The following is a 26,374-nucleotide window of genomic DNA, read 5'->3' on the forward strand; positions in this document are numbered from 1 at the left end:
GTCTTCAAATATTGAATGGCCGATGAGCTATTCCTTATTTGATTACGACCCGTATATCCCGCAGGTGTAAATCTCATTCCGGTCATGGCAGGTCTTCTGACTCGTCCCGGTCATCGTGCCTTCCCGGTATTACACCAGTGGCAAAAGTTCGATGTCCGTTTTTGTGGACTCACAGCAGCGGGTACTGTCCCGGATTTTCACCGGGTTCCCTTTTCATTCGGAAGGCGTAAACCTCCCGAAACCATTTCCCGACTGCAAAATTATCTATATTACATATCAATTCCAAATAATTCATAATATTTATAATAAAACACACAAAGCATGACAACCGTACTGTTTTAATTAGAGCATTCAAGTTTACGACAAACGAAGACGGTAATTATCATACACAATATCCATAAACCAACAAAACAGCTTGCCATTTTCCATAACAATGCGTTCTGGAATAGATAACTGTTAGCTGCAATTATGCAAGCAAAAAAAGCAGACAGAATAATGACTATTAATATCATGCACCAGAAATTAATCCTATAAATTTATGGAAAACAAGTAAGGGAATGGAAGTTCCGTTGCCGCATGGATGCAGGTGAAGGACCTTCTCTTTTAACGTTGGATACGCCAATGCACGCCAACGGAAGACTCTGATATTATCTGTTTGGAAAGGATATAGGATGTGCGTTACTTTGTCGCATATTCAGAATCTTAAAAAGAATTTTAGTATGGAACTGACAATTATTGAAACAAGCGCGTATTAGGAGTTGAGAAAGCTGGTCAGCACGCTGGTCGTACAGATGGGCGACTTCCAGAAAAAGATTGCCCCGCCTGCGCCGGACAAGTGAATGGATGCGCAGGACGTATGTGATGGACTTATGCCCAAACACTTTCTGAAGAGTTTCCAGCAGCATCCCCTTGAGTATGGCCAGAACGGCAAATGCGTGGCGTCCGATGTGCGGGGTGACCTCGCCCCGGAGTTGCATTTCCTGCCTATGATTCCAAGACTGAGCCGCATGGCATTGTATTCACCTACCGGAAAGACACATTCGGGGAGTCTTTCTTTTCATCCGTACCCCTATATTTTTCAATCAGTTCGATAGCAATGGGCAATAATTTTACGACATACGCCACTCCCGTTTTTATACGGTTGCCCATCAGCCATGTACCACCGTCGGAGTCGGTATGGATATTATCGTATGTTATGGCTTTCAAGTCCACATAGGAAAGACCGGTGAAGCACATGAACAGGAACATGTCGCGCATGGCACGCTGGCGTTTGTATCTCGGTTCTATATGGATTATCCTTTGCAGTTCCTCTTCGGAAAGGAAAGAACGCCTCTTGTATTCGGGCATACACTCGAATGATGCGAACGGATGAACCCGTATCCAGCCTTTTTCCTGCGCGATATACATCAGCCACTTCAAGGTATTGACACGCCCGAAGACAGTGGAGTTTGCCAAAGCGCATGTACCGAGCATCCAGTTGTAGTAATCCTCGATGAATGATTTCTCAAGTTCTTCGATGACAATATCCTCTGCATTCTTCTTGCTTTTCATGAAAAGCAGGAGACTCTTGTAATCGGCAACCAGACCGCAGTAGGTGCTTTCGGCTTTCTCTATGCCGATTTTCTTTTTATACGGTTCCAGCTGTTCCCTGAAAAGGTTCATAAGGGTGTGGCATTCCTCTGAGAAGCCGACATAGCGGTTATAGACTTTCTTGGCTGTAACAAAACTGTCGTGGTCGCAGATGTACTGGTAGTGCCTGGTGATTTGCGCCTTGATATTGTCAAGCTCCTGATTGAGTGTACGGGCCTCCTCGGACTTGCCTTTGGCCCGGTTGGTTTTGACGTCCCACAAAGCGAGGGACACTTCTTTCTTACAACTGAAACCGGCTTGGGTTCCATTGATGGTGATACGGCCCATAATCGGTGTCTTTCCGTTTTTTACAGACTGTTTATTCTCAAAACACTTAGCTATACATGGTCTGCGATAAGCTAAGAGAGATTCCCCTTACACAAAAGCATGGCATCTCCTTGTCGTATCTCGCCTTTATACTTTTATGTATAGTAGTCTACCGGATCGAATGAACAAGACCTATCCCATACATAAACCAATTTAGACTGCTATGTTATTTTTGAGGAAGAAGATGGAATGAGACCAGATACCCTCTTTAAGGCTGACTGTAAGTCGATTAAATGTAGAAAAAGATTGCTTTTGTCACAAGTAAAGTGTATATTTGCATTGAAAGAATCGTTCTTTGACAGAGGCAAAAGAAAACAGAATATTGTAATTCGCTCGTTTCTAAATCGTTACCTGATATTAATTAAACAGAAATAACTGTTTAATTTTCAATTAGATAGAGATTGTATGATGTTTCGCGGTATAAAAACGATAGCAATCATCTTTTGTCATACCCATATCTTTGCATATCTTCCGAATACCGATATTTACATTGGCGTTGAAACTGTCCGAATTGCTGTATCTACTATGAAAGTTAAACAGGTATTCTTCATTTTCATCAGTAGAAAGATACTTGTCAAAGGTGGATTGGATAAAAGGCTCAACTCTCATTTCCATATATCCCTCGTCTCGGCGACTGTTCCGAACCTTTGCTCTCTTATAGCTAATGATACCATTGCGGTAATTTGTCTTTTTAAGCTCATACAGGTCAACGGAATTCATTCCACCTAAACAAATAGAAAGGAGTGCTACGTCTCTTCCCAGTTCCGGCAGGGATGAAATCATTTTGCTTACAGGGAGCGGTCGATTGAAGAACTCACGACAAGCCTCCGCACTGATGGCCCGCTTTAAAGTTGTGTCTGCCTTGGGAATTTTAATCTTATGCCAAGGATTGAACTTGATACGCACTATGTCACGCTCCTCGTCGTTGTACTCCGTTATCGCACTGTTAAAGATTTGCCGGATGCAAGTAGGGTACATTTCTTTGGCTCTGTTGGTCAAAGCAAGAGACTCAATCCACTTTTTCAATACAGTGGATGACATATGCCCAAACATGATTTGGGTTGTTCCCAGATAGCGTTCAAGATGGCAGACGGCAAGTTTGTAGTTCTTTGCGGTACGGTCTCGCCCCTCTGATTCAATCTTTCTGATGAAAAATTGAGCATATTCGCTAAAGCAGAGTTCTTCATCTGCCTTTAGCAAATAATCTACGACTTCGCTGACGCTCCAAAGAGAAGCATCAACTCTGTTCAGCCGGTCACTGTATTGCCTGATGATCATGGCACAGAATTCATTCACTACCGGGTCTGTAATTTCACCATTAGATACATGGTTCGCATCGACAATTTTATCTGTCTTGATGTAACCGGGCTTGCGGTTGTGTACGATTCGGATGTACACTGAGTAAAGACCGTCTGTTCTCGGCTTTCTCACCATTGCTTTTAATGTTGTCATACTTTTTGAATTTTAATTTTACTGCTGCAATAGGCTTTTTCCTTGGTGTAAGCAGGTGTAAGCAACGGGTAATTTGGTGTAAGCATAGTGTAAGCAAATACGTTCATTTGGCTCATTTTTTGCGGTCAAATGTACGAACCGCCCAAGCGCAAATCAGGCTGTAATTACCGCTAAAGCAGTGAATTACAGCCTGATATTAAGAATGTTTATATTAGAGTGTTATTCCTCTATTGCTGCCTGAGCCGCGGCTACGCGGGCGATGGGCACGCGGAACGGTGAACAGCTGACATAGTTCATACCTACTGAGTCGCAGAAGATGACGGATGAAGGTTCTCCACCGTGTTCTCCACAGATACCTACTTTCAGGTCTGCATTAGTCTTACGACCCAGTTTCACACCCATTTCAACCAGACGGCCTACACCTTCCTGATCCAATACAGCGAACGGATCGGTTTTCAGGATACCTTTCCTGATGTATTCCGGTAAGAATTTGCCGGCGTCGTCACGGGAGTAACCGAAGGTCATCTGAGTCAGGTCGTTGGTACCGAATGAGAAGAATTCGGCTACTTCGGCGATCTGATCTGCGGTGATAGCGGCACGCGGGATTTCGATCATCGTACCTACTTTGTAATCTACTTTAACGCCTTTTTCTTCGAATACCATAGCTGCAACACGGTTGATGATTTCAGCCTGCTGTTTCAGTTCTTTCACAGTACCTACCAAAGGAACCATAATTTCCGGACGAGGATCCAGACCACGCAGTTTCAGGTTACAAGCTGCTTCGATGATCGCACGGGCCTGCATTTCGGTGATTTCCGGATAGGTAACTCCCAAACGGCAGCCACGATGACCCAGCATCGGGTTGAATTCGTGCAGTGCATCTACTTTTTCTTTGATACGTTCTACCGGAATTCCCAGTTTCTGAGCCATATATTGTTGTGAAGCCGGTTCGTTCGGAGTAAATTCGTGTAAAGGTGGGTCGAGCAGACGGATGGTAACCCCCAGTCCGTTCATGGCTTCGAGGATACCTTCGAAGTCTCCCCGCTGCATCGGCAGGATCTTGTTCAGTGCATCCCGGCGTCCTTCTACCGTGTCGGACAGGATCATTTCACGCATAGCGTCGATACGGTGTCCTTCGAAGAACATATGTTCTGTACGGCAAAGTCCGACACCTTTGGCTCCGAAGTCACGGGCTTTACGGGCATCTTTCGGGGTATCGGCATTAGTACGTACATACATACGGGTATATTTTTCAGCCAGGTTCATGATGGCTGTGAAGTCTTCGTCCAATGTTGCATCTTCTGTTTCTACTTTTCCTAAATAAACTTCACCGGTAGAACCGTTCAGGGAAATCCAGTCTCCTTCTTTGATGATTGTTCCGTTTACGGAGAAATTACGTTTGGCATAATCGACTACGATATCTCCTGCGCCGGATACACAACATTTACCCATACCACGGGCAACGACAGCTGCGTGAGAAGTCATACCACCGCGTGCGGTCAGGATTCCTTCGGATACGTTCATACCCCGCAGGTCTTCGGGAGAAGTTTCCTGGCGTACCAGAACCACTTTTTCACCTCTGTTTTTCCATTCTTCGGCTTCGTCGGCGAAGAATACGACACGCCCGCAGGCAGCACCCGGAGAAGCCGGCAGACCTTTGGTAATAACGTGAGCTTTTTTCAGAGCTTCTTTATTGAATACCGGATGGAGCAGCTCGTCCAATTTAGCCGGTTCCTGACGCAACAAAGCTGTTTTTTCATCGATCATACCTTGTTTCAGCATATCGACAGCCATTTTCACCATAGCGGCTCCGGTACGTTTTCCGTTACGGGTCTGTAACATCCACAGCTTACCGTCCTGGATGGTGAATTCCATATCCTGCATATCGTGGAAGTGGTCTTCCAGTTTTTCCTGTACAGCGTTCAGGTCGGCATAAGCCTGAGGCATAGCTTCTTCCAGCGAAGGATATTTGGAAGCACGTTCTTCTTCGGAAATACCCTGCAGTTTAGCCCAACGGCGTGAACCCTCGATGGTGATTTCCTGCGGTGTACGGATACCGGCTACAACGTCTTCCCCCTGTGCATTGATCAGGTATTCTCCGTTGAAGATGTCTTCTCCGGTTGCAGCGTCACGGCTGAAAGCAACACCGGTAGCCGAATTGTTACCCATGTTACCGTAAACCATAGACTGTACGTTAACAGCAGTACCCCATTCTTCCGGGATCTGGTTCAACTGACGGTACAGAACGGCACGTTCGGTCATCCATGAATCGAATACGGCACAGATGGCTCCCCACAGCTGTTCCCACGGACAAGTCGGGAAATCTTTGCCGGTTTTGGTTTTGACTACTTTTTTGAAGTTTTCGACCAATACCTGCAAATCTTCAACGGTAAATTCAGTATCTTGTTTGATATGTTTGGCTTCTTTCAGCTTGTCGATTTCAACTTCGAACGGATTGTGCTCGCCTTTTGCTGCTGCTACACCCATTACAACATCGCCGTACATCTGAATAAAACGACGGTAAGAGTCCCAGGCAAAACGGGCATTTCCTGATTTTTCTGCCAGTAATTTTACGGCATCGTCATTCAATCCCAGGTTCAGCACGGTGTCCATCATACCCGGCATAGAAACACGGGCACCGGAACGTACGGATACCATCAACGGGAAAGCCTCTCCTTTAGAACCGAATTTTGCATTCATGATTTTTTCCATGTGTGCAATACCGGCTTTAACGTCGTTTTCTATTAATTTTACAACAGCATCTTTACCTTTCTGGTTGTAAAGTGTACAAACTTCAGTGGTAATCGTGAAACCTGCAGGTACAGGCAGGCCGATCAGGTTCATCTCCGCCAGGTTGGCGCCTTTACCACCGAGCAGATTTTTCATGTCTGCCTTGCCTTCTGCTTTTCCGTCTCCGAATGTGTAAACGTACTTCGTACTCATATTTCTGTTAGATTTGATTTATTTCCCTGAGAGGGAAGGTTTATTATTATGATATTGTTTTTATAAACTATTGATATACAATAAACTGAAAGCCACGCGAGCTTGCGTATTCAGAGTTGCAAATATAGAATATTTTTTGTTATTATAAAAATCGGCTTCTATTTTTATAATGATCTATTACTCAAACGTTTTCAATTTTGAATTCTTGGCTCTTTATCATTCCCTCCGGATTGTCGTTTGCCGGTATACCGGTTCCCCGTTTTTCCCCAATCCTTCGACGGTGATGGTATAACTGCCGGCCATGTCGGAAGTGAAAAAAGAGAGGGAAGTCTGCCCGGATGAATCGATCGGGACGACCGGTTGCCAATAAATCGTGCTGCGGTAGTCGATCTCAGGAGCTTTGAGTATTTCCGGGTCGTTGTATTGGGGCATGTAGAATTCATCCGGTTCGGAGTAACCTAAAGGAATGAATTTGATCAACCCTGGAGTGGCTTTGGGGGTGAAATGGCCATGTTTGGTATTGATGACAATCACACCGCCGGCACCGCCTTGGGCCATGAAGAAAGTCAGCCGGGCTCCGTCGCGGATGACTCCCAGATTGTCCACATCCTCCGGCATCACTGCGTTCAGCATGTCTTCGGTCTGTGGCAATCCGTCGATCATGAACAGAGGCGTACTTCCGTTGCGGGCCATCGTCACTTTGGTACCGGAGACAATAACACCCGGAAGACGGGATAATAGTTGATAGATACTGGAAGTATTGAATTTATTCAATTCTTCCTGGCCCAGGATGTAATCCGTCATATCTGTGTATTGGCCTTCGTATTTGTGTTGTACGCTTTCCGGACGGTGACGTAATACGACCGCTTCGTCGAGAATATAGACTTTCACACCGTTCTGGTAGAAATAACTACCTTTGAACTGGTCCATAAATTCTTCTTTGCCCAGTGGTTTATTTTCCCGGGGGATTGTAAAATGAGTGACGGGATCTTTAAATAGCCGGGGAGTGATAGTTATATCTACCATTTTTCCTCCTTTCTCTTTGTAGCCACGTACCAGAAAAATCGTACTATCGGGGAAATCCAGATCCCGGATGATGAATTCTCCGTTTTCGTTCGACTTCACTTCTCCCAATGTATTTTCACCGGGGATAAAGATTTGTACACTGGCATTCGCCATCGGCTTATTGCTATAATTGGTGATTTTTCCCCGGATTTCTTGTCCCTGTTCAAGCTTGAAAGTGGCTTTAGAAGGTGTGGCAGTCAGGAATTTCCCGATCTCATAACGGGTCCAGCCATGAGTGAGCATGAGGAGATCGATGTGTTCGGGAGTTTCACGACTATAACTTCCCGGGGCTTCGATGTGCCCTTTGAGGTCGGAGGTCAGGAGCAGATAACTGACGATATTGTCCGATAGGGTGTCACGGGGAACCATCGTATTGTCCGTAACAGAGAGGGAAAAACTGCCTTCGAGGGGGTGCTCGCCGATGTCTGTAAACTGTAGTGTCAGGTTTACTTTTTCCCGTCTGTCGTATTTTTCTTTATCGGTCCGGAGTTGTAATACAGGTTGCGGATCCGGCTTTATAAAATAAGAACGCTGGCTGTAAATGTGTGAGTCGGCATCGGCTAGTACGAACTGCACGGTACCACCGGGCAGGGAGTTCAGGGGTAAGGCTCCCACGAAATCGTCTTTTGCCGGTAGCACGCCTAACAGACGTCCTCTGGAGTGCATAACGATATAAATCGTTTTCCCTGCAGGAAAATGAATTCCTTTTTTGACAGCAAGGATCAGGTGGTTGTCCTGAGGATAAACCTGCAAGGCCAGATTTTCCGCTTGGGGAATCTGCAAGTCGACTCTTTTTTCCCGGTTTGTGGCGGTATGTACCAGGGCATAGTAGCGTTCGCCCGGCTGGGTGGTCAGTTCCAGGGTTCCCATTCCCCGGTGAAAGGTTGAAAAAGAAACGACTTCCTGTTCCTTACTATTGTAAATTTTTCCCTCGGCAGCTATCGAACGTCCGTTTGCATCCAGTGCCTTAAAGGCGACGGTTTGCGTGGTGCCCGCTAATAAATTACCGCCTTCCGGGAAGAATTGAAAGTCGAAGTCGTCGGAAAGATTCAATAAAGGGATTTCTCTTGAAAAAGCAAAAGGCAAGTCCGTCGGGAACGCTACCTGAATCCGGTCGATACTGTCGCTGACCGGATATTGTAAAGTGGCGGATCCTTGTTCATCGGTTTTCAAGGTAGTCTTGTTTACCGCTAGTTTATGACGGTAGGTCGTGATTTTCAGACGTTGATGAACATAAGGTTTGCCGGCATTATCGATTAGGGTGAGCGTCGTCCGGATTGCATTGTCCTGACGGCTGCTTGCCGTGTGAATGTTTACTTCATTCACTGTACTGACGATCTGTATATTTTTTTTGAAGAAAAAATCTTCTTCGTTATTTTGCATCCAGTTGGTAAAGACACGCAGGCAATACTCTCCCGGAGGGGTGGTGGATGGAATCGTCAAATTGCCATAAAAACAAGAATCGGTCTGTTTTATTTGGATACGTTTTAAAATCGAATCCTGACGGTTGATGAGTTCGAGGTAGATAAATTTACTTAATTGGGTCGGGATATGATAGCTGGCATCTACGCAGTAGGCTCTGAACCAGATATTTTCGCCGGCAGAGTAGGTCGGTTTATCGGTATGTAGATAAATTTTTTCCTGGGGGTTGAAATTGAAATAGTTGTTGAAACATTGTTCGATGTATGAAGGAAAAGCATCTTCGGTTTGAGCTCCGACGGGACGGAAAAGAAGGACCAGCATGATCGTGAACATGCCCGTGCAGATTGTTTTCATCATTTATTGTTTGTGGTTACGGGAACAAAATTAAGAAATAAAATGATATTTTTGTTCTGCTAAAGAGAAAATGCATGAAGCCAACAGAGAGTCGGAAACGGTACAATGATTACCCCGCTTATTTCAAAGAATTATTTGGAGAACGGGTGCAAAAATTGTCTATCGACGGTGGATTTACTTGTCCGAACCGGGATGGGAAAAAAGGGACCGGTGGTTGTACGTTTTGTAATAATGAGAGTTTTAATCCGGGTTATTGCCGGGCTGTGTCGGGGATATCCCGACAGATCGGGGAGGGAAGGGCCTTTTTTGCCCGAAAGTATATCGGTCAAAAGTATCTGGCTTATTTTCAGGCTTATTCGAATACCTATGCTCCTTTGGAAGAGTTACGGCAAAAGTATGAGGAGGCATTGGATTGTCCCGATGTAGTAGGATTGGTGATCGCTACCCGTCCGGATGCTGTGACCGATGACGTATTGGATTATATTGCCGGATTGTCCCGGCGTTGTTATGTTTGTGTAGAGTATGGAGTCGAATCTGCAAATGATGAAGTTTTGCGAACGGTCAACCGGGGACATACTTTTGCCGAAGCTGAGGAAGCGATACGGAAAACGGCTGAGAGAGGTATCCGGATAGGAGCTCATTTGATTTTCGGCTTACCCGGAGAGAGCCGGGAGTCTATGTTGGAGGGGGCGGTCCGTGTGTGCGATCTGCCGATTCAGGTATTGAAGCTACATCAGTTGCAGATTGTCCGGGGAACGGCGATGGCCGAACAATATCTTCGGCATCCGGAGGTTTTCAGGTTGTATAGTTATGAAGAATACCTCGATTTTGTAGTGGACGTGATCGGACATATCCGGCCGGATGTTTATCTGGAACGTTTTGTCAATCAATCACCCGAAGAATATCTGATCGCTCCGAAATGGGGGATAAAGAATTATGAGTTTGTGGCTAAACTGGAGAAGAGATTGCGCGAGAGAGGAGAGTGGCAGGGGAGGTGGTATAGGGGGAAAGGTAAAAAGTAAAAAGCTAAAAGTTGAAGGTTTGGGGAAAATGAAGGAGGGGAAAAGAAGAGAGATGAAAAAAATAAAATAAAATGAGATGATGATTGGACAGGAGAAAGTGTATGAGACATTGAAAGCTTTGGGTATTGAATTCGATTATCTGGAACATCCTGAGGCACCTACGATCGAGATTGCCCGCCAATATTGGAAAAATTTGGACAGTACACATTGTAAGAATTTGTTTTTCAGGAATCATAAGGGAAACCGGCATTACCTGGTTATTTTTCATTGTGATCGGAATCTGGCGATTCATGATCTGGAACAACTATTAAAACAAGGGAAATTAAGTTTTGCTTCGGAAAAACGGATGGAGAAATACCTGGGGTTGAAGCCGGGATCTGTCAGCCCTTTCGGATTAGTGAACGATACGGAACACCATGTCTATGTTTTCCTTGATGAAAATTTGAAACAAGCCCGGAAATTGTCGTTTCATCCGAATGATAACCGGGCTTCTCTGGCTATAAAGACGGAAGATTTTATCCGTTATATGGATCAGACAGGGAATGGGTATGAGTGGATCAGACTTTATTGATTGGCGCAGTGCGCCAATCCTACTTCATTCCTTCCACCTCCCCGATTGTCATCGGTTTATATTTGCCGAGCCGGCGTGCTCCGTCGGGAGTGATCAGGTAGTCTTCTTCGTTACGGATGCCGCTGAAACCTTTCCAGGGTTCCAATTTGTCGTATTGGATAAATTCGCAGAACCGTTTTTCACTTCTCCAATAGTCGATGAGCTCAGGAATAAAATAGATGCCGGGTTCTATGGTAAAGACAAAACCGGGTTCCAGGGGGCGGGCCAGACGGAGCGATTTGAAACCGAACTGTGTACTTTTGGGTTGTCCGTTATATCCTACCCATACTTCGCCTAAATTCTCCATGTCGTGAACATCGAGTCCCATCATGTGGCCGAGTCCGCAGGGAAAGAACAACGCATAAGCACCCGAACGGGCTGCTTCGTCGGGATCTCCTTTCATCAGGCCGATCGATTTCATCCCTTCTGCAATCGTACGGGCGGCAATCAGATGGACCTCTTTGAACGGAATGCCCGGTCTTAGGGCGGCAACTGCGGCCTGATGGGCTTGTAAAGCGATTTGATAGATGGTTTTCTGCTGTTCTGTAAAATGTTTACTTACCGGAATGGTCGACGAGAGGTCGCCGGAATAGTGCATGCCGTTTTCCGCTCCTGCATCCAACAATAACAACTGCCCTTCGTGGAGGATATTACCGTGATAATGATTATGGAGGGTTTGCCCGTTAATGGTGGCAATCACCGGGAAAGACAATTGTCCGCCATTTTGTAAAGCGACTTCTGTCACTGCTGCTGCTATTTCACATTCTTTCATCCCCGGCCGGACAAGTTGCATCGCCCGGATGTGCATATCGGCGGAGATATTTACTGCTTCTTCTATCTCCCTGATCTCCTCGGCCGATTTGTAGTTTCGTTGGCCGACTACAGCCCGGATCAGTTCGGTAGAGGCTCCGGCAACTTGCGCTTCAGGGGCAATCCCCAGTAAACGGAGTAGGGTGACCTGATGTTCACCCCGGTAAGGAGGCAGATAATGGATACGACGTCCCTGCTGTACCGCTTTATTTAAATAATCGCTCAGCTGGGCGGTCGGAGCGGTTGCTGTGATGCCTACTGAAGCACTCTTTTCCCGTATCGTGGGTTGGGTGCCCATCCAGACGATATCGTCGATGGTCAGTTCATCCCCGAAAATAATTTCCCGGTCTTCATCGATATCGATCAGAGCCGAAAGACCGGCATAATCCGAACCGAAAAAATATAAAAAAGTCGAATCCTGACGGAAATGATACGTGTTGTCGGTATAATTCATACCGCTTTCATTGTTGCCGAGAAATAGTAAAATCCCTTTACCGATTTCTTTCTTCAGTCTGTTACGTCTCTGAATGTAAGTTTCTTTGTTGAACATAATCGTATGGTTTTATAAGTAGATATTGGGTTTGGTCAGTTGGTATTGTTGATAAAATCTTTGGGTAATACGCCGAATTGATTTTGGAAACATTTGGCAAAGTAGGAGGGACTGTTAAAGCCGACCATATAACAGATCTCGTTGATCTTATATTCGTTTCCGGCCAGATATTCCGCTGCTTTACGCAGGCGTACCAACCGGATAAATTCATTCGGGGTCAAACCGGTTACTGCCTTTACTTTGGCATACAGAAGGGTACGGCTCATATTGACACTTCGGGTGAGTTGGTCGACGGAAAATTCTGTATTCGAGATATTCTCCTGGATGATCTCGTTCAAACGGTTAAACCATTTTTCGTCGGCCTGTGTTTCGGTCAGGGTATTGATCGGGGTGAAAGGTTTCTCTGAAAAAAGACAACGCAGTTTGTTCCGGTTTTCCAGCAGACTGACCATCTGTGCATACAGATAGCTCACAGATACCGGTTTCTCGATATAGACATCCGCTCCGTTTTCCAGGCCGGCGATTTTGCTTGCTGTATCCGTGCGTGCTGTGAGCAGGATTACCGGGATATGACTTAGATTGATGTCGCTTTTTATTCGTTTGCATAATTCTATTCCATCCATTACCGGCATCATGACGTCGCTGATGACAATGTCCGGTTTCAGATTTTCCAGTGATTTCAATGCTTCTTCGCCATTTCCGGCCGTGTGGATATGATATCGTTGTCCGATGACACGGGTGAGATAAGAAATAAACTCTTCGTTATCTTCGACAATCAGTACGGTTCCGGCCTTTTTCCCATCTTTGTCGGTCTTCTCTGTTCCGGCAGGTTCGATCGGATCTTCAGCTTTTACTTCCTGGAGTTCTGCTGTTTTATCCGGAGAGGTCACAGAAATAGAAAGGTCGTTTTGTTCGTCCTGGGGAAGCGTGATCCGGAAACGGGTAAACCGGTTTTCTTCGCTTTCCACTTCTATCTTTCCCATCATTCGTTTCACCAACAGGCTGACGATGGCTAGCCCGATACCGAAACCTTTGTTCGGGAGTTGTGGTTTATTGGCCGATTGGTAAAAGAGGTTGAATATTTTTTCTTTCTCCGTAGGTTTGATTCCCGTACCGTTGTCTTCGACTGAGATCGTTACCGTATGTGCTTCAGGATTTTCAGTGAGGGAGACCAGAATACGGTCTTTGGTAAATTTCATGGCATTGGTCAGCAGGTTACTCAACACTTTGGTCAGTGCTTCCCGGTCGGTGCAAATCCGGATCGGTTGTGGAGTATCGTGGGAGAGCTGTATCCCCTTTTGCTGAGCTGCAGGCGTAAAACGCTGTACAGTTTTTTCCACCAGATCATCGATGTCGAACCAGGTGTTTTGGGAGGAAAAAGCTTCTTGTTCGGCTTTCGTAAAATCCAGAATCTGATTCACCAGGTCCAGTAACCGTTCGCTGTTGCGTTTGACAACTTCCAGGTCGTCCCTGATTTCCTCCGGGATGTTTTTTTGACGCATGATCTCCTCTACGGGGGCCAGGATCAGCGTTACCGGAGTACGGATTTCATGGGTAATATGAGTGAAAAATCCGATTTTAGCATCGAACAGTTTGCGTTCGTTCTCGTGATGCAAGGCTGCGATCTTGTTGCGGTGGCGTCGGTTGGTCCGTTGTAATAAAAGTGCATACCCCAAAGCGATCGCTAAAACGATCAGGATACCGTAAACGACTAACATACCGTTCGACAACCACCAGGGTGGAAGAATTGTAATCCGGATTTCTGCTTTTTCGGGATTCCATACCTCGTCGTTATTACAGGCCATCACCTGGAAGGTATAATTCCCCGGGGATAGGTTGGTGTAGGTGGCTATGTTGTTTTGATTGTCCGTGTTGTTCCAGGTTTTATCGAAACCTTTCAACATGTATTTGTATTTGTTTTTACTCGGGGCACAATAGCTGGTCGTTACAAATTCGATAGAGAAAACGGCTTCGTTGTGAGGGAGAATGACCGAGCGCTGACGGTCGATCTGAGCTTGCAGAACCGAATGTCCGCCGATTGTTATATCCTGATTGAAAAGCCGGAAGGCCGTAAAAACAATATGGGGAATCACTTCATTCTTGCGGATACTTTGCGGATGGAAGACATTGAACCCATTGCTGCCGCCGATATAAATCTGTCCACCGGAAGTTTGCAGGCCGGCCTGGTTGGTAAACGGAAGGCAGACGAGTCCGTCTTCCTGATTGTAATAACTGATGGTTCCGTCTGAAGTATTGAACCGGAGTAAACCGGCATTGGTCGTGATCCACAATTCATTATAACTGGAGATGATCGTCTGTATGGTGGTATGGGTACGAAATAACGGATCGGGATGACGGGTAAAGCTATGATCGGCCGGATTGTAGGTATAAAGTCCGTATCCGCCCGTACCGATCCTTAACTTGCCCTGATCGCTGCACAGGCACACGATAGATTGTGGTAAACCGGTCTGATCGTTGGAATGAAATTTGAGGGTACTGGTTTTCAGGTCATAGCTGATCAATCCTTTGCCTTGCGAAGCAAACCAGATCGTGTGGTTGGCGTCTTCGGTGATGTCGGTGATGTAGCTGTTGTATCCCAGATCGGCGATAGTAACGAACGAATTGCTGAAGATATCGTAATATAGGATGCCGGTTTGGGTACCGAACCAGAGCCTGCCTGAGCTGTCTTTGTATATAGCGTATACACTGCCCGGATTCAAGCCCTTGATATTTTTATCCGAATAGTTGGTCACTTTACCGGTAGCTGAATTTAACCGGTACACACCGTGAGCATAAGTCCCGACCCATAATTCATGGTGGTCGCAATATAAGGCGTGCACGCTGAGGTCCGGATTTTGGGCGTCTAAGTATACCGGAGTGAAAGATTGGTCGTGTGGGTTGTAGTTCCAAAGCCCTTTATTATCTGTTCCGATCCATATCGTCCCGTCGGTGTTTTCACAAAAAGAATTGATGACTTTCCCCGGGGCACTTGTTTTGCCCGGTGTATAGCAGAACGTATTGAACCAATTGGTACCCGGCGTAAGATAATTGATACCTCCGGCGTTCGTTCCCACCCAGATACCTCCTTCCCGGTCTTTCAGAATCGAATAGACAATCCCGTCATTTAATCCTTGCGGAAAAAGAACATTGTATCCGATCGTAGAAAAAGTGTTCTCCGCCAGATTATATTGTGTCAGTCCGCTATTGGAACCGATGAGCAATATACCCGGTTGTATTTCGGTAATAAAATGGATATAGGTTATCGGTTCGTCAGCAGGAGGGAGGCAGGCCGTACAGTTGCGGGTTGTTTTATCGTATTTGAAAAGTCCGTTGTCACACAACCAGATATTTCCGAAAGAATCTTCACATAGGGCGTAAATGTAACGGGCTGTATATCCTTTTTGTTTATCTGTAGCATCGATCCGGAAAAAAGAGTCGGTGAAGGGATCGTATTTACATACTCCCTGATCATGAGTGGCTATCCATACTTCTCCGGTGTGGTCGATCAGAATTTTGGTGGTCAGATTGGAAATAAGACTCTTTTCATCGTTGATGTCGTGACTGTAATGTTTGATCTTGCCGTCCGAAGGATTGTAGCGGAAAACACCGCTTCCATAAACCGATATCCAGATTTTTCCCAATTGGTCTTCCTTGATCGAGTAGATGATTTTTTGAGAAAGCCGGTCCGGGATATCCGGTAGATGAAAGGTCGAAAATTTTTCTTCGGATACCCGGTAGCGGAAAACACCGTTCTCAGTACCGATCCAAAGATTACCTTTCGAATCCTCGAATAAAGAATGAATGACATTATTGCCTAAAGAAGCCGTGTCGCCGGGAATATGCCGGAAAGTTTTGAAATGGCGCGAATCGAAGCGATTCAGACCGTCTGAAGTGCCACACCAGATATATCCTGTCCGGTCCTGCAACAAACATTGTACAGCATTACTCGATAAGCCGTTTTCAACCGTATAATGGCGAAATTGGGAAGGAATGCCGAAGGTCGGGGAGAGTGAAGCGAGCGATAGAAAGAATAAGATAAAGACAAACGTTTTCATAATCATTTGGTTAATAGTGATGTAGCACATGCCCCTCTGGCGGTTTCCTTTTTTTTGCTTCAAATTTAAAAAAATTATCATTTGAAGTGTATTTTCGATACTTATATTTTTGTTTTATAAAAAAATGTTTTTATCTTTGAGATGTTTATTCGATGATTATGCTAAATGAAATTCGCATATTGCAGAACCGTTCCTACAAAGGACTTTTTGAATGCTGGTTATATTAGCGGATTCTTTTCTTTATCCTGAATCCGAAGGACAATTTTTCTCTGTGTTTTTTTTATCTTGAGAGTGAGATAAATTTTATTATTCTAAATTTATTTCGTCATGCGTGGAAATATATTCGATATCAAGCGTTATGCGATTCATGACGGGCCGGGAATACGAACGACTGTTTTCTTGAAAGGGTGTCGTTTGCATTGTCGTTGGTGTCATAACCCGGAAAGTCAGGCTGTGGGAACTGTGTCGATGAAACAAGTCCGGAAATTAGGAGACCGTGAATTCGAAGAAATCCGGAAGGTGGGCTACGGGATTTCGGTCGATGAATTAGTCGAAGAGATAGCTAAAGATGCGGTGTTTTTCGAAGAATCGGGAGGAGGCGTTACTTTTTCAGGAGGAGAACCTTTGTTGCAACCGGTTTTTCTGTTGGAATGTCTCAAAGCTTGTAAGGCCCGTCGTATCCATACCTGTATCGATACGGCCGGAGTGGCTTCCGGAGCATATTTAGAAGAAATATGCCGGTATACGGATTTGTTTCTTTACGACGTAAAAACTGCCGATCCTCAAAAGTTCGAAGCGTACATCGGTAAAGGATTCCGGGAGGCGTGTGAACATCTGAGGAAAATTGCCGGACAGGGTGCCGGAGTGATTGTCCGGATACCTGTTATTCCCGGTTTTAACGACGATAAGAAGAGTGTGCAGGAGACGATTCGTTTTTTACAGACGATGCCTGTTTTGAAAGAGGTGAATCTGCTCCCTTTCCACCGTACGGGGGCAGATAAATACAAACGGCTCGGTATGGATTGGGAAATGGGAGATCTTCCGGGCCTGAAAGAGGAAGACCTGAAAGATATCCGGGAAATGTTCAGGGAACAAGGCTTTCGGATATAACCTGTTAAAAAACTATAAATCAAAACCATACTTATTATGAAAATGACCGAACGAATCAGAAAACTGCGTGAGCAGAGTCTGAATGCTGAGAATCGGATCTCGGCGGAAAGAGCTTTACTGATTACTGAATTTTATCAATCGGGGATGGCCGATGCCGAACCGGTACCGGTTCAACGGGCTTTAGCGTTTAAATATATCCTGGAACATAAGTATATTTGTGTGAATGAGGGTGAATTGATTGTCGGCGAGCGGGGACCGGCCCCGAAGGCTACTCCGACTTATCCCGAAATCTGTATCCACTCGTTACAAGATCTCGAGATATTGAACGATCGCCCGAAAGTATCCTTTAAATCCGATGAAACTACCCGGGCTGCTTACCGGGATATCATTATTCCCTACTGGAAAGGGAAAAGTAATCGCGACCGGATATTTCAGAATTTGCCACAGGAGTGGAAAGAGGCTTATACTGCCGGTGTATTTACGGAATTTCAGGAACAAAGGGCGCCGGGACATACGGCTTTAGGGATAAAGATGTTTCGTACCGGGTTGTTGGATTTGAAAGAAGAAATAGCCGAAAGTCTGGCTAAGACCGACCTGGTAAACGATCCGGAAGGCGTGGATAAACGCGACGAGCTGAGGGCGATGGATATCGTTTGTGATGCAATGATCCGCTATGCCGAACGGTATGCCGAACGCCTGGAAGAGCTGGCGGCTGAAGAAAAAGACCCGGTGAGAAAGAAAGAGCTGGAGAAAATGGCTGCGATTTGTCGTCGGGTACCGGCTCATGCTCCGACAACCGTTCATGAGGCATTACAACATTATTGGTTTATCCATTTGGGTGTGGTTACCGAATTGAATCCCTGGGACTCTTTCAATCCCGGACGTTTGGATCAGAGCCTGTATCCGCTGTATAAAAAACAGCTGGAAGAGGGGACGGTCACTCAGGAAGAAGTATACGAAATGTTGCAGTCTTTCTGGGTGAAATTCAACAACCATCCTTCTCCGCCCAAAGTGGGGGTTACGGCTGAAGAAAGTAATACTTATACCGATTTTTGTCTGATCAATGTCGGAGGGGTGAAGGAAGACGGTAGCGACGGGGTGAACGAGATGTCGTATATCCTGCTGGATGTAATCCGGGAGATGCGTTTACTGCAACCCAGTTCGATGATTCAGGTCAGTAAGAAAAATCCGGACCGTTTTATCCGGGCTGCTGTCGAAATCATCAAAACCGGCTTCGGTCAACCGTCGGTGTTCAATACGGATGCTTTGGTACAGGAAATGTTGCGGGCGGGAAAAGATGTCCGCGATGCCCGGAACGGCGGGTGCTCGGGATGTGTGGAAACCGGGGCTTTCGGTACCGAAGCTTATATCCTTACCGGCTATTTTAATCTGCCGAAAATTCTGGAATTGACCCTGAACGACGGATTCGATAAGCGGACCGGCAAACAGATCGGTCTGAAAACCGGGACAGCTACAGATTATCGGACCTATGAGGAATTGTTTGCAGCCTATAAGGCACAGGTACAACATTTTATGCGGATCAAACTGACCGGTAACAATATCATCGAACGCATATTTATGAAATATATGCCGGTACCTTTCTTGTCCGTACTGATCGAAGATTGTATCCGGAACGGAAAAGATTATATGTGTGGTGGCGCCCGTTACAACAGTAGCTATGTGCAAGGGGTGGGCCTGGGTAGCATTACGGATATGCTGACCGCTTTACGCTATCATGTGTATGATAAAAAGACCATCGCGATGGAGACTATGGAGAAAGCTTTGGCGAACGATTTCAAAGGGTTCGAAGAGTTGCAGTATCAGTTGGTGTATCATACTCCGAAATACGGTAACGATGATGATTATGCCGACGAGCAGGAGGTACAGGTGTTCGATATGTACTATGATGTTTTGTCGGGACATAAATCTCCCCGGGGGGCGGACTATCGGGTAAATATGTTGCCTACTACCTGTCATGTTTATTTCGGTAAAGTGACCGGAGCTACTCCGGATGGACGGAATGCCTGGAAAGTGCTGTCGGAAGGCATCTCTCCGGTCCAGGGGGCCGATACGAACGGACCGACGGCAGTCATCCGTTCTGCCGCCAAAATCGATCATATCAAAACCGGCGGGACGTTACTGAATCAGAAATTTACTCCTTCGCTTCTTTCAACCGAAGAAGGATGTAATAATCTGGTACATCTGATCCGGGCTTATTTCCGGATGGACGGGCATCATATCCAGTTTAATGTGGTCGATGCCGATACGCTCCGGGAAGCTCAGAAACATCCCGAAGACTACAGGGATCTGATTGTCCGGGTTGCCGGATATAGTGATTATTTCAACGACCTGGGCGAAGATTTGCAGAACGAGATCATTTGTCGTACGGAACAAACGACATTTTAATACATTTTTAACGACTGGTGCTTTTTGAAGTAGTTTCTACAGCAAAAAGCATAAGTCGTATCTGAAAGTGTGAATAGTTATTAAAATTATGGAGATTTATTTAATGTATGGCATCTGTTAACTTAAAAAACGTTCGATTAAATCAGTCGAAAGTTTATAAAGTTCATAAATTCCCTGGACTCTGCGGGTACTTTGTTAATTGACAATTGTCATTTGACAATTGATAATGTATCTTTAAACCTATGGTTTGTTTTTTATTTATTTGATAATCAATGATTATCTTCTTTATTCTTGCTCTCATTTTTCTTTTATTTTTCATTCTTTAACGGAAGCGAAGCTTCCAATATCTGTCAATTGTCGGTTATCGTTTGTCCATTTTTCTTCTGGCGGATTTTCGCCAAAAGAATCGAACGTTTTTTGTGTAATCTAACAAATACATTTTATGAAAGGTAAACAAATTTTTTATTGGCTGAGTTTATTATTATGTCTGGCGGTGGCAGGATGTAGTAGTGACGGAGAAGACGAGGTTACGCCTAAAGATGAACCGGGAGAAGAAGGAGGAGGGGAACAGACCGGCCGGGAAGTATGGAGCTTCGATGTAAAAGTAATGCTCGACCGGGCGACTTTTAAATCTTACGGTTCTTCCGCAAACGTTGTAAACAATAAATTGAAACAGCGTTTTAAAGAAGTAAGAGAGCTTTACCATGGGAAAAAAGGAATCACCTATTTCGATGCCGATATAGAATTTGTCCCTTTCTTCGACGAAACTTGTGTATACGATTGTTCTTCTCAGGAAGTCCTGGATCATGCTGTGACCTATCGGGGCGATTATCCTTATCTTGTGATGTTCGACGGTAAAGTCGGTGATTTTTCCGATGAACGGGTACATAGCGATTGGACCGGCTGGGGGATCGAGGTCGTTTGCATTTCCGATAACAATAAAGGAGCACCTGACGGCGGGGCCACTACCTACGATATTTTATCCCCTTACAAAACTTCCGAATGCCTGGCCCATGAATTAGGGCATGCCCGCGGAGTTCCCGATATCTATGCGATGGAAGTGAAAACGAACCCGATCAGCGGGACCTTGTTCAGCCCGGTGACCTGTATGATGAATATTTGCTGGGGGGGAGATTCCTGGAGCGAATATGCACAATTACTGATCAACCGGAATAAAAATCTGGTGCGGGGACAAGAAGGATTCATTCCGTTGGAAGAACCCAAATATCCGAAGAACTTAGTGTTGAATATTACCCGGGACGGACAACCGGTGAAATATGCGGCAGTCAATATCTACCGGGAGGAAATGTATAAAAACACTGTCGATGTTACTGCTTTTATGAAAAAAACACTGGGGACCGACGGCTTGTTGAGCTTATCACCGGTCACTCTGTTCAATGGTGCGGGAGGAGGGATCGGATATGGCGTCCTCTTGATCGAAGTCGTTGACGGAGAGAGCAAAACCTACCGTTATATTCCGGTTTATGAGGTTCAGATCGCTTATTTGAAAGGAGATACGGACCAATATACGATAGAAATAAAATGTGATTGAAGAGTAAGGGGTAAGTAACCTCTCTTATACATACAATTACTTATTACAAACCATTAAATGATGTCTTATGAAGAAAATGCTAAAAGTAAACATGTTGCGTTTGCTATTGGGGATGTCGACTCTGGTATTTTTTGGTATATCAGGTAGTTTTACAGCCTATGCCGGCGATACGCCGGCAGCGCCACAGCAACATAAACGGGTAGTGAAAGGAAGGGTTACCGATAAAAAGACCGGAGAACCCATTGTCGGAGCTACGGTATGGTTTAAGGAATCGACCAGCGGAACAGCAACGGATGCTGCCGGAAATTATTCGCTCAACCGCCCTCAGGGAAATGCAATCCTTTCGGTGTCTTTTATCGGATATAAAAGCCAGGAAGTGGTATTAGGAAAAGAAGATGTGATTAATTTCCAGTTGGAAGAAACCAGTGAAATGATCGAGGAAGCCGTTGTCGTCGGTTATGGATCTCAACGTAAAGAGAGTGTAATCGGAGCGATCACGACTGTCGGAGTGGCTGAACTGAAACAACCGACGGGACAGATCAGTAACAGTCTGGCGGGGCGTCTGGCCGGTGTGGTTGCTGTGCAGCGAAGCGGTGAACCCGGGCAAAGTTCCGAGTTCTGGATCCGGGGAATCAGTACTTTCGGTGCCAACAAAGACCCGTTGATCCTGGTCGATGGAGTGGAAAGAAGTCTCGACTTGCTGGACCCCGAAGATATCGAATCTTTTTCTATCCTGAAAGATGCTACGGCAACAGCCGTCTACGGAGTGCGGGGAGCGAACGGGGTGATCATCGTGAATACCCGGCGGGGAAAAGAGGGACGACCCGATATCAACGTGAAAGCACAGGTCGGTATCCTTACACCTACCAAAGTGCCCAAAATGGCGAACTCGGCTACCTGGGCCGAGATGTATAATGTAGCCCGTACTTCTCACGATAAGGCTCCTCTGTATACTCCTGAAGAAATTCAAAAATACAAAGATCACAGTGATCCCTATTTGTATCCCGATATCGATTGGTTGGATGCTTTAATGAAAAATCATACTACTCAACAACGGGTGAATCTGAATGTCACCGGTGGGGGGAGTATTGCCCGTTATTATATTTCAGGCGCTTTCTTTAACGAAAACGGTTTGTTTATCAGTGATCCCGAACATGAATGGGATTCCAGGATCAATTACAAACGCTATAATTTCACTTCTAATGTGGATGTAAACCTTCATCCCACTACGATTCTGAAACTGAATATCGGTGGAAGTATGGAGACCAAACATCAGCCATACAACAGTATTAGCTCGATATTTAACGATGCGATGAATACTTCTCCGAACGTGATGCCTTTATTTTATCCCGATCGGGATGAGGATGGGGCTGTTCGTTATGCCGAATACGGGGAGGCAGTTCCGAATCCTTATAATACTTTGACTCAGGCAGGGTATAACGATAACTGGTGGACTAAGATAAACGCCATGATAGCTCTGGAACAGGATTTTTCGAAATTGGTGACCGAAGGGTTGAAGGCTGAAATTAAATTTTCATTCGATGCCAATTCCTGGAATCAGATTTTGCGGGGAGGTTCGCCTCATACCTGGTACGCCCGGATGAGAGATGATGATAATAATTTGGTATACGAGGAAAAGTCGTTAGGTTCAAATACGTTAAGCTATACTTCTTATGCGAATGGAGAACGCGCTTTATATTTGGAAGGACGTATCAACTACGACCGGCTGTTCGGGAAACATCGGGTTGGAGCACTCTTTTTATACAACCAGCGGAATTATCAGGTAGCTGCCGGTTCTTCTATCGACGCTTTGCCTTACCGGGATCAGGGGCTTGCCGGACGAGTGACTTATTCTTACGACGACCGGTATTTTATCGAAGGAAATTTCGGGTATAACGGATCGGAGAACTTTGCCAGCGGTAATCGTTTCGGTTTCTTTCCGGCAGGTGCTATCGGCTGGATTGTTTCGAATGAAAAATTCATGGGTGGTGTAACCCATATCATCGATATGTTGAAATTGAAAGCTTCTATCGGTCAGAGTGGTAACGACGAAATCGGAGGAGGACGGCGTTTCGTGTATTTGCCTACGATTGTCGGAGCTTACGGAACGTATTGGGGTACTTCCCATACCTATACCGGAGGTACTGCTGTCGGAGAGTATGCCAATGAGGATGTGTCGTGGGAAGTATCTACCAAAACAAATGTCGGTTTTGAATTGTCTTTATTCAATGCTTTACGTTTACAAGCCGATTATTTTTACGAAAGACGGAAAGGTATTTTTGTTCAACGGCAGTCGTTACCCGATTATGTCGGGGTATCTACCATGCCGTGGTCCAATGTCGGAAAGATGCAGAATCAGGGAATCGATGCAACGCTCGAATTCGATAAAAGTTTCGGTGAGTTTTTCTTGTCGGCCCGGGGAACCTTTACGTATGCCCGCAACAAACAAATCGATAACGATCAACCCGATTATATCGATAAATACCGGAACCGGAACGGACAAAAATATGGCCAGCAATTCGGTCTCATAGCACTCGGATTGTTTAAAGATGAAACGGAGATTGCCAATAGCCCTTCCCAGTTCGGTACTTCCTACCTCAAACCCGGAGACATCAAATATAAAGATATCAATGGAGACGGCGTAATCGACGATGCCGACGAAGTGCCTATCGGTTATTCCGATGTACCGGAAATTGTATACGGTATGGGAGTAAGTATGAATTACAAAGGATTCGATTTATCGTTGTTTTTCCAGGGGGTGGCCCGGACGACTTTTTTCCTGGGAGATGCCTATTTCCCGTTCAATTATCCGAATATCGGACGGACAGGTTTTCTGGATGATTTGAAAGATAAATATTTCGATCCGGCCAAACAGAATTTCGATGCAGAAATCCCTCTCTTGTATGATGAAGGATGGCATGGGAGCAACTATAAAAATTCCACCTGGTGGCAACGCAGCGGAGCTTTCCTGCGTTTGAAAACTGCTGAACTCGGGTATACTTTACCGAAATCGGTGACTCAAAAATTGCGTTTGAAAACAGTGCGTTTCTTCGTTTCCGGTACGAATCTCCTCACTTTTGCCAAGGATGTGAAACTCTGGGATCCGGAAATCAATTCAACGGACGGACGTGGTTATCCTTTGATGCGTACCGCTAATTTCGGCGTGAACATTAACTTCTAACCTAAAACATGAAGATTATGAAATCAAAAATACTTTTTTATATCGCTGTCGGTTTGGCTTTTCTGACCGTTTCGTGTGATTCGTACCTGGATAAAGAGCCCGACGATATGCAAACGATCGAGGGGGTATTCGCTAAACGTAGCACTACCGAGCAATATCTGGCCAATGCTTATGCTTACTTGCCGGAACAGTATGATGCGGTATGTATCGTTCCGCCGATGTATGGCTGGCCTTTTGTACCTGCCAGCGATGAGGCGGAATGGGGTGCTGTTCGGGTGTATGCTTTTATGCAGAACGGTACTTTGTCGGCCTCCAATCCTTCTCTTAACTTCTGGACTCCTCTTTATCGCGGAATCCGGGAAACCAATGTATTCCTCGAACATGTGGGAGAATGTAAAGAATTGGAAGATGGCGAACTGGAAGCCTGGACTGCCGAAGCCAGATATATCAATGTGATGTGTCATTATTGGTTGGCTATGATTTATGGACCTATCGTGTTGGTGAAAAATGAGATTATCGATGTAAATTCCACGATTTATCGGGAAAGAGACTCCTGGGAAGATTGTGTGAAGTGGATTTGTGATGAGTTGGAAGCTGTGGCTTACGAGTTGCCACCGACTCAGGGAGATACTTACAAAGGTAAACCGACCCGTGGTGCTGCCCTGGCCTATCGTTCCCGTTTATTGCTTTATACGGCAAGTCCCTTATTTAACGGTAATGCTTATTTTTCATCGGTAAAGAAAAAAGACGGAACGGCTTTATTCCCGACAACCAAAGATCCGGAAAAATGGAGAGTGGCTGCCAATGCTGCCAAGAACTTTATCGATATGTGTGAAGACGGTTCCCTGCCTCATCAGCTGTTGACCGGTTCGGATGAAGAGAATGCAAAAGGGAAAACCTACAAAAGAGTATTTATCGAGGCTTGGAACAGTGAATTGATCGATGCCGAATTTCCCGGAGCAAACAATACGTATTACGTTTATTTACTGGAACAAGGACCTGCTCCGAACGGAGATCGTTTCCTGAATGGGCATGCCACCAATTGTGCCACTCAGTTCCAGGTAGACGCTTATGCCATGGAAAACGGGCGTTATCCGATTACCGGCTATAACAACGACGGTTCGCCGGTGATCGACGAGGAATCCGGTTATACAGAATCCGGCTTTTCCACTTTTACCGTACCTACTTTTGATTTGGACTACAAAGGTTTTACCAGCGAGATGTTCAATATGTATAAAAACCGGGAACCCCGTTTTTATGCCAGTATATTCTATAACGAAGGGGTATGGCCGAATACGGTAACCGATAAACCGGTGTATATCAATAAATACGGAACCGACGGCAGTAATAGTTCGGACTATAACCGTACCGGGTATTTGATTACTAAATTCGTTCATCCGGGATCGACCCTGAATCCCTACAATCTGAATTATGAACGGAGTTGGTCGAATTTCCGCTATGCCGAGATTTTACTGAATTATGTGGAAGCAAAGATTGAGCTGGGTGAGTTGGACGACGAGGTATTGGGCTATTGGAATGCCGTGCGTAACCGGGGTGGTGTGCCGGATATCGAGACCGTATATCCGGATGTAAAAAGCGACCAGAATCTGGCACGTGACCTGATCCATCGGGAACGTCAGGTGGAATTTGCTTTCGAAAATATCCGCTGGTTCGATGCTAATCGCTGGAAGATTGCAACGGAGACCAATCATGGGAAAACCTACGGTATGAATGTAAACATATCTTCTAAGAATGCTTTGCGTTCCGAATATTATCAGCGTACGGCTTTCGAAACCCGTGTTTTCCTCGAAAGACAGTATTTACAGCCGATTCCACAGACTGCTATTATGAAGAATCCGGATCTGAAACAGAATCCCGGTTGGTAA

The 26,374-nt window shown here is 45.4% G+C and carries 13 protein-coding genes, 1 pseudogene and 1 riboswitch; of the genes and pseudogenes, 7 read left to right on the forward strand and 7 right to left on the reverse strand.

Features of this window, described 5'->3' with window-relative positions:
- Positions 1–69: 69 nt before the first annotated feature.
- A riboswitch (cobalamin riboswitch) is annotated at positions 70–261 on the reverse strand.
- 386 nt (positions 262–647) lie between these two features.
- The 5 genes and pseudogenes from ODOSP_RS20480 to ODOSP_RS18390 form a co-directional block, all read right to left on the reverse strand.
- Complete coding sequence (locus tag ODOSP_RS20480; protein ID WP_004289226.1) at positions 648–977, reverse strand: site-specific integrase; 330 nt, start codon at positions 975–977, stop codon at positions 648–650.
- A 46-nt stretch (positions 978–1,023) separates the two neighbouring features.
- Complete coding sequence (locus ODOSP_RS18375) at positions 1,024–1,917, reverse strand: phage integrase SAM-like domain-containing protein (protein ID WP_004289225.1); 894 nt, start codon at positions 1,915–1,917, stop codon at positions 1,024–1,026.
- 447 nt (positions 1,918–2,364) lie between these two features.
- Positions 2,365–3,408: pseudogene (locus ODOSP_RS18380) on the reverse strand (phage integrase SAM-like domain-containing protein); the annotation flags it as partial.
- Positions 3,409–3,627: 219 nt separating this feature from the next.
- Entirely contained in the window at positions 3,628–6,351 is a 2,724-nt protein-coding gene (ppdK, locus tag ODOSP_RS18385; RefSeq protein WP_013613758.1) for a pyruvate, phosphate dikinase, read from the reverse strand.
- 216 nt (positions 6,352–6,567) lie between these two features.
- On the reverse strand, positions 6,568–9,195 hold the full coding sequence (locus tag ODOSP_RS18390) for a TonB-dependent receptor plug domain-containing protein (protein ID WP_083813768.1): 2,628 nt from the start codon (positions 9,193–9,195) through the stop codon (positions 6,568–6,570).
- Between the two features lie 71 nt (positions 9,196–9,266).
- On the opposite strand from ODOSP_RS18390, the gene ODOSP_RS18395 reads away from it, so the two are divergent.
- Positions 9,267–10,214 carry a TIGR01212 family radical SAM protein gene (locus ODOSP_RS18395; RefSeq protein ID WP_013613760.1) on the forward strand — a complete coding sequence of 316 codons (948 nt, stop codon included), beginning with the start codon at positions 9,267–9,269 and terminating at the stop codon, positions 10,212–10,214.
- Positions 10,215–10,290: 76 nt separating this feature from the next.
- Positions 10,291–10,785 carry a prolyl-tRNA synthetase associated domain-containing protein gene (locus ODOSP_RS18400; RefSeq protein ID WP_013613761.1) on the forward strand — a complete coding sequence of 165 codons (495 nt, stop codon included), beginning with the start codon at positions 10,291–10,293 and terminating at the stop codon, positions 10,783–10,785.
- A 19-nt stretch (positions 10,786–10,804) separates the two neighbouring features.
- Here ODOSP_RS18400 and ODOSP_RS18405 read toward each other — a convergent pair whose 3' ends face one another.
- Both ODOSP_RS18405 and ODOSP_RS18410 read right to left on the reverse strand, forming a co-directional pair.
- A complete protein-coding gene (locus tag ODOSP_RS18405; protein WP_013613762.1) occupies positions 10,805–12,184 on the reverse strand; it encodes an aminopeptidase P family protein in 1,380 nt (459 codons plus the stop codon).
- Positions 12,185–12,219: 35 nt separating this feature from the next.
- Entirely contained in the window at positions 12,220–16,239 is a 4,020-nt protein-coding gene (locus ODOSP_RS18410; RefSeq protein WP_041557660.1) for a hybrid sensor histidine kinase/response regulator transcription factor, read from the reverse strand.
- Between the two features lie 327 nt (positions 16,240–16,566).
- Here ODOSP_RS18410 and ODOSP_RS18415 point away from each other — a divergent pair, with 327 nt between their 5' ends.
- From ODOSP_RS18415 to ODOSP_RS18435, 5 genes are all read left to right on the forward strand, one after another.
- Positions 16,567–17,349, forward strand: a complete 783-nt coding sequence (locus tag ODOSP_RS18415; protein ID WP_013613764.1) for a glycyl-radical enzyme activating protein — start codon at positions 16,567–16,569, stop codon at positions 17,347–17,349.
- Positions 17,350–17,385: 36 nt separating this feature from the next.
- A complete protein-coding gene (gene hypD, locus ODOSP_RS18420; protein WP_013613765.1) occupies positions 17,386–19,755 on the forward strand; it encodes a trans-4-hydroxy-L-proline dehydratase in 2,370 nt (789 codons plus the stop codon).
- A gap of 442 nt (positions 19,756–20,197) precedes the next feature.
- The gene (locus ODOSP_RS18425; RefSeq protein WP_013613766.1) at positions 20,198–21,307 is read left to right on the forward strand and encodes a hypothetical protein; all 1,110 of its coding nucleotides are present in this window, start codon (positions 20,198–20,200) and stop codon (positions 21,305–21,307) included.
- A gap of 67 nt (positions 21,308–21,374) precedes the next feature.
- On the forward strand, positions 21,375–24,488 hold the full coding sequence (locus tag ODOSP_RS18430) for a SusC/RagA family TonB-linked outer membrane protein (protein WP_013613767.1): 3,114 nt from the start codon (positions 21,375–21,377) through the stop codon (positions 24,486–24,488).
- A 17-nt stretch (positions 24,489–24,505) separates the two neighbouring features.
- Positions 24,506–26,374: a RagB/SusD family nutrient uptake outer membrane protein gene (locus tag ODOSP_RS18435; protein WP_013613768.1), complete on the forward strand. Its 1,869-nt coding sequence runs from the start codon at positions 24,506–24,508 to the stop codon at positions 26,372–26,374.

The sequence above is a fragment of the Odoribacter splanchnicus DSM 20712 genome (genome assembly GCF_000190535.1).
Classification (GTDB): domain Bacteria; phylum Bacteroidota; class Bacteroidia; order Bacteroidales; family Marinifilaceae; genus Odoribacter; species Odoribacter splanchnicus.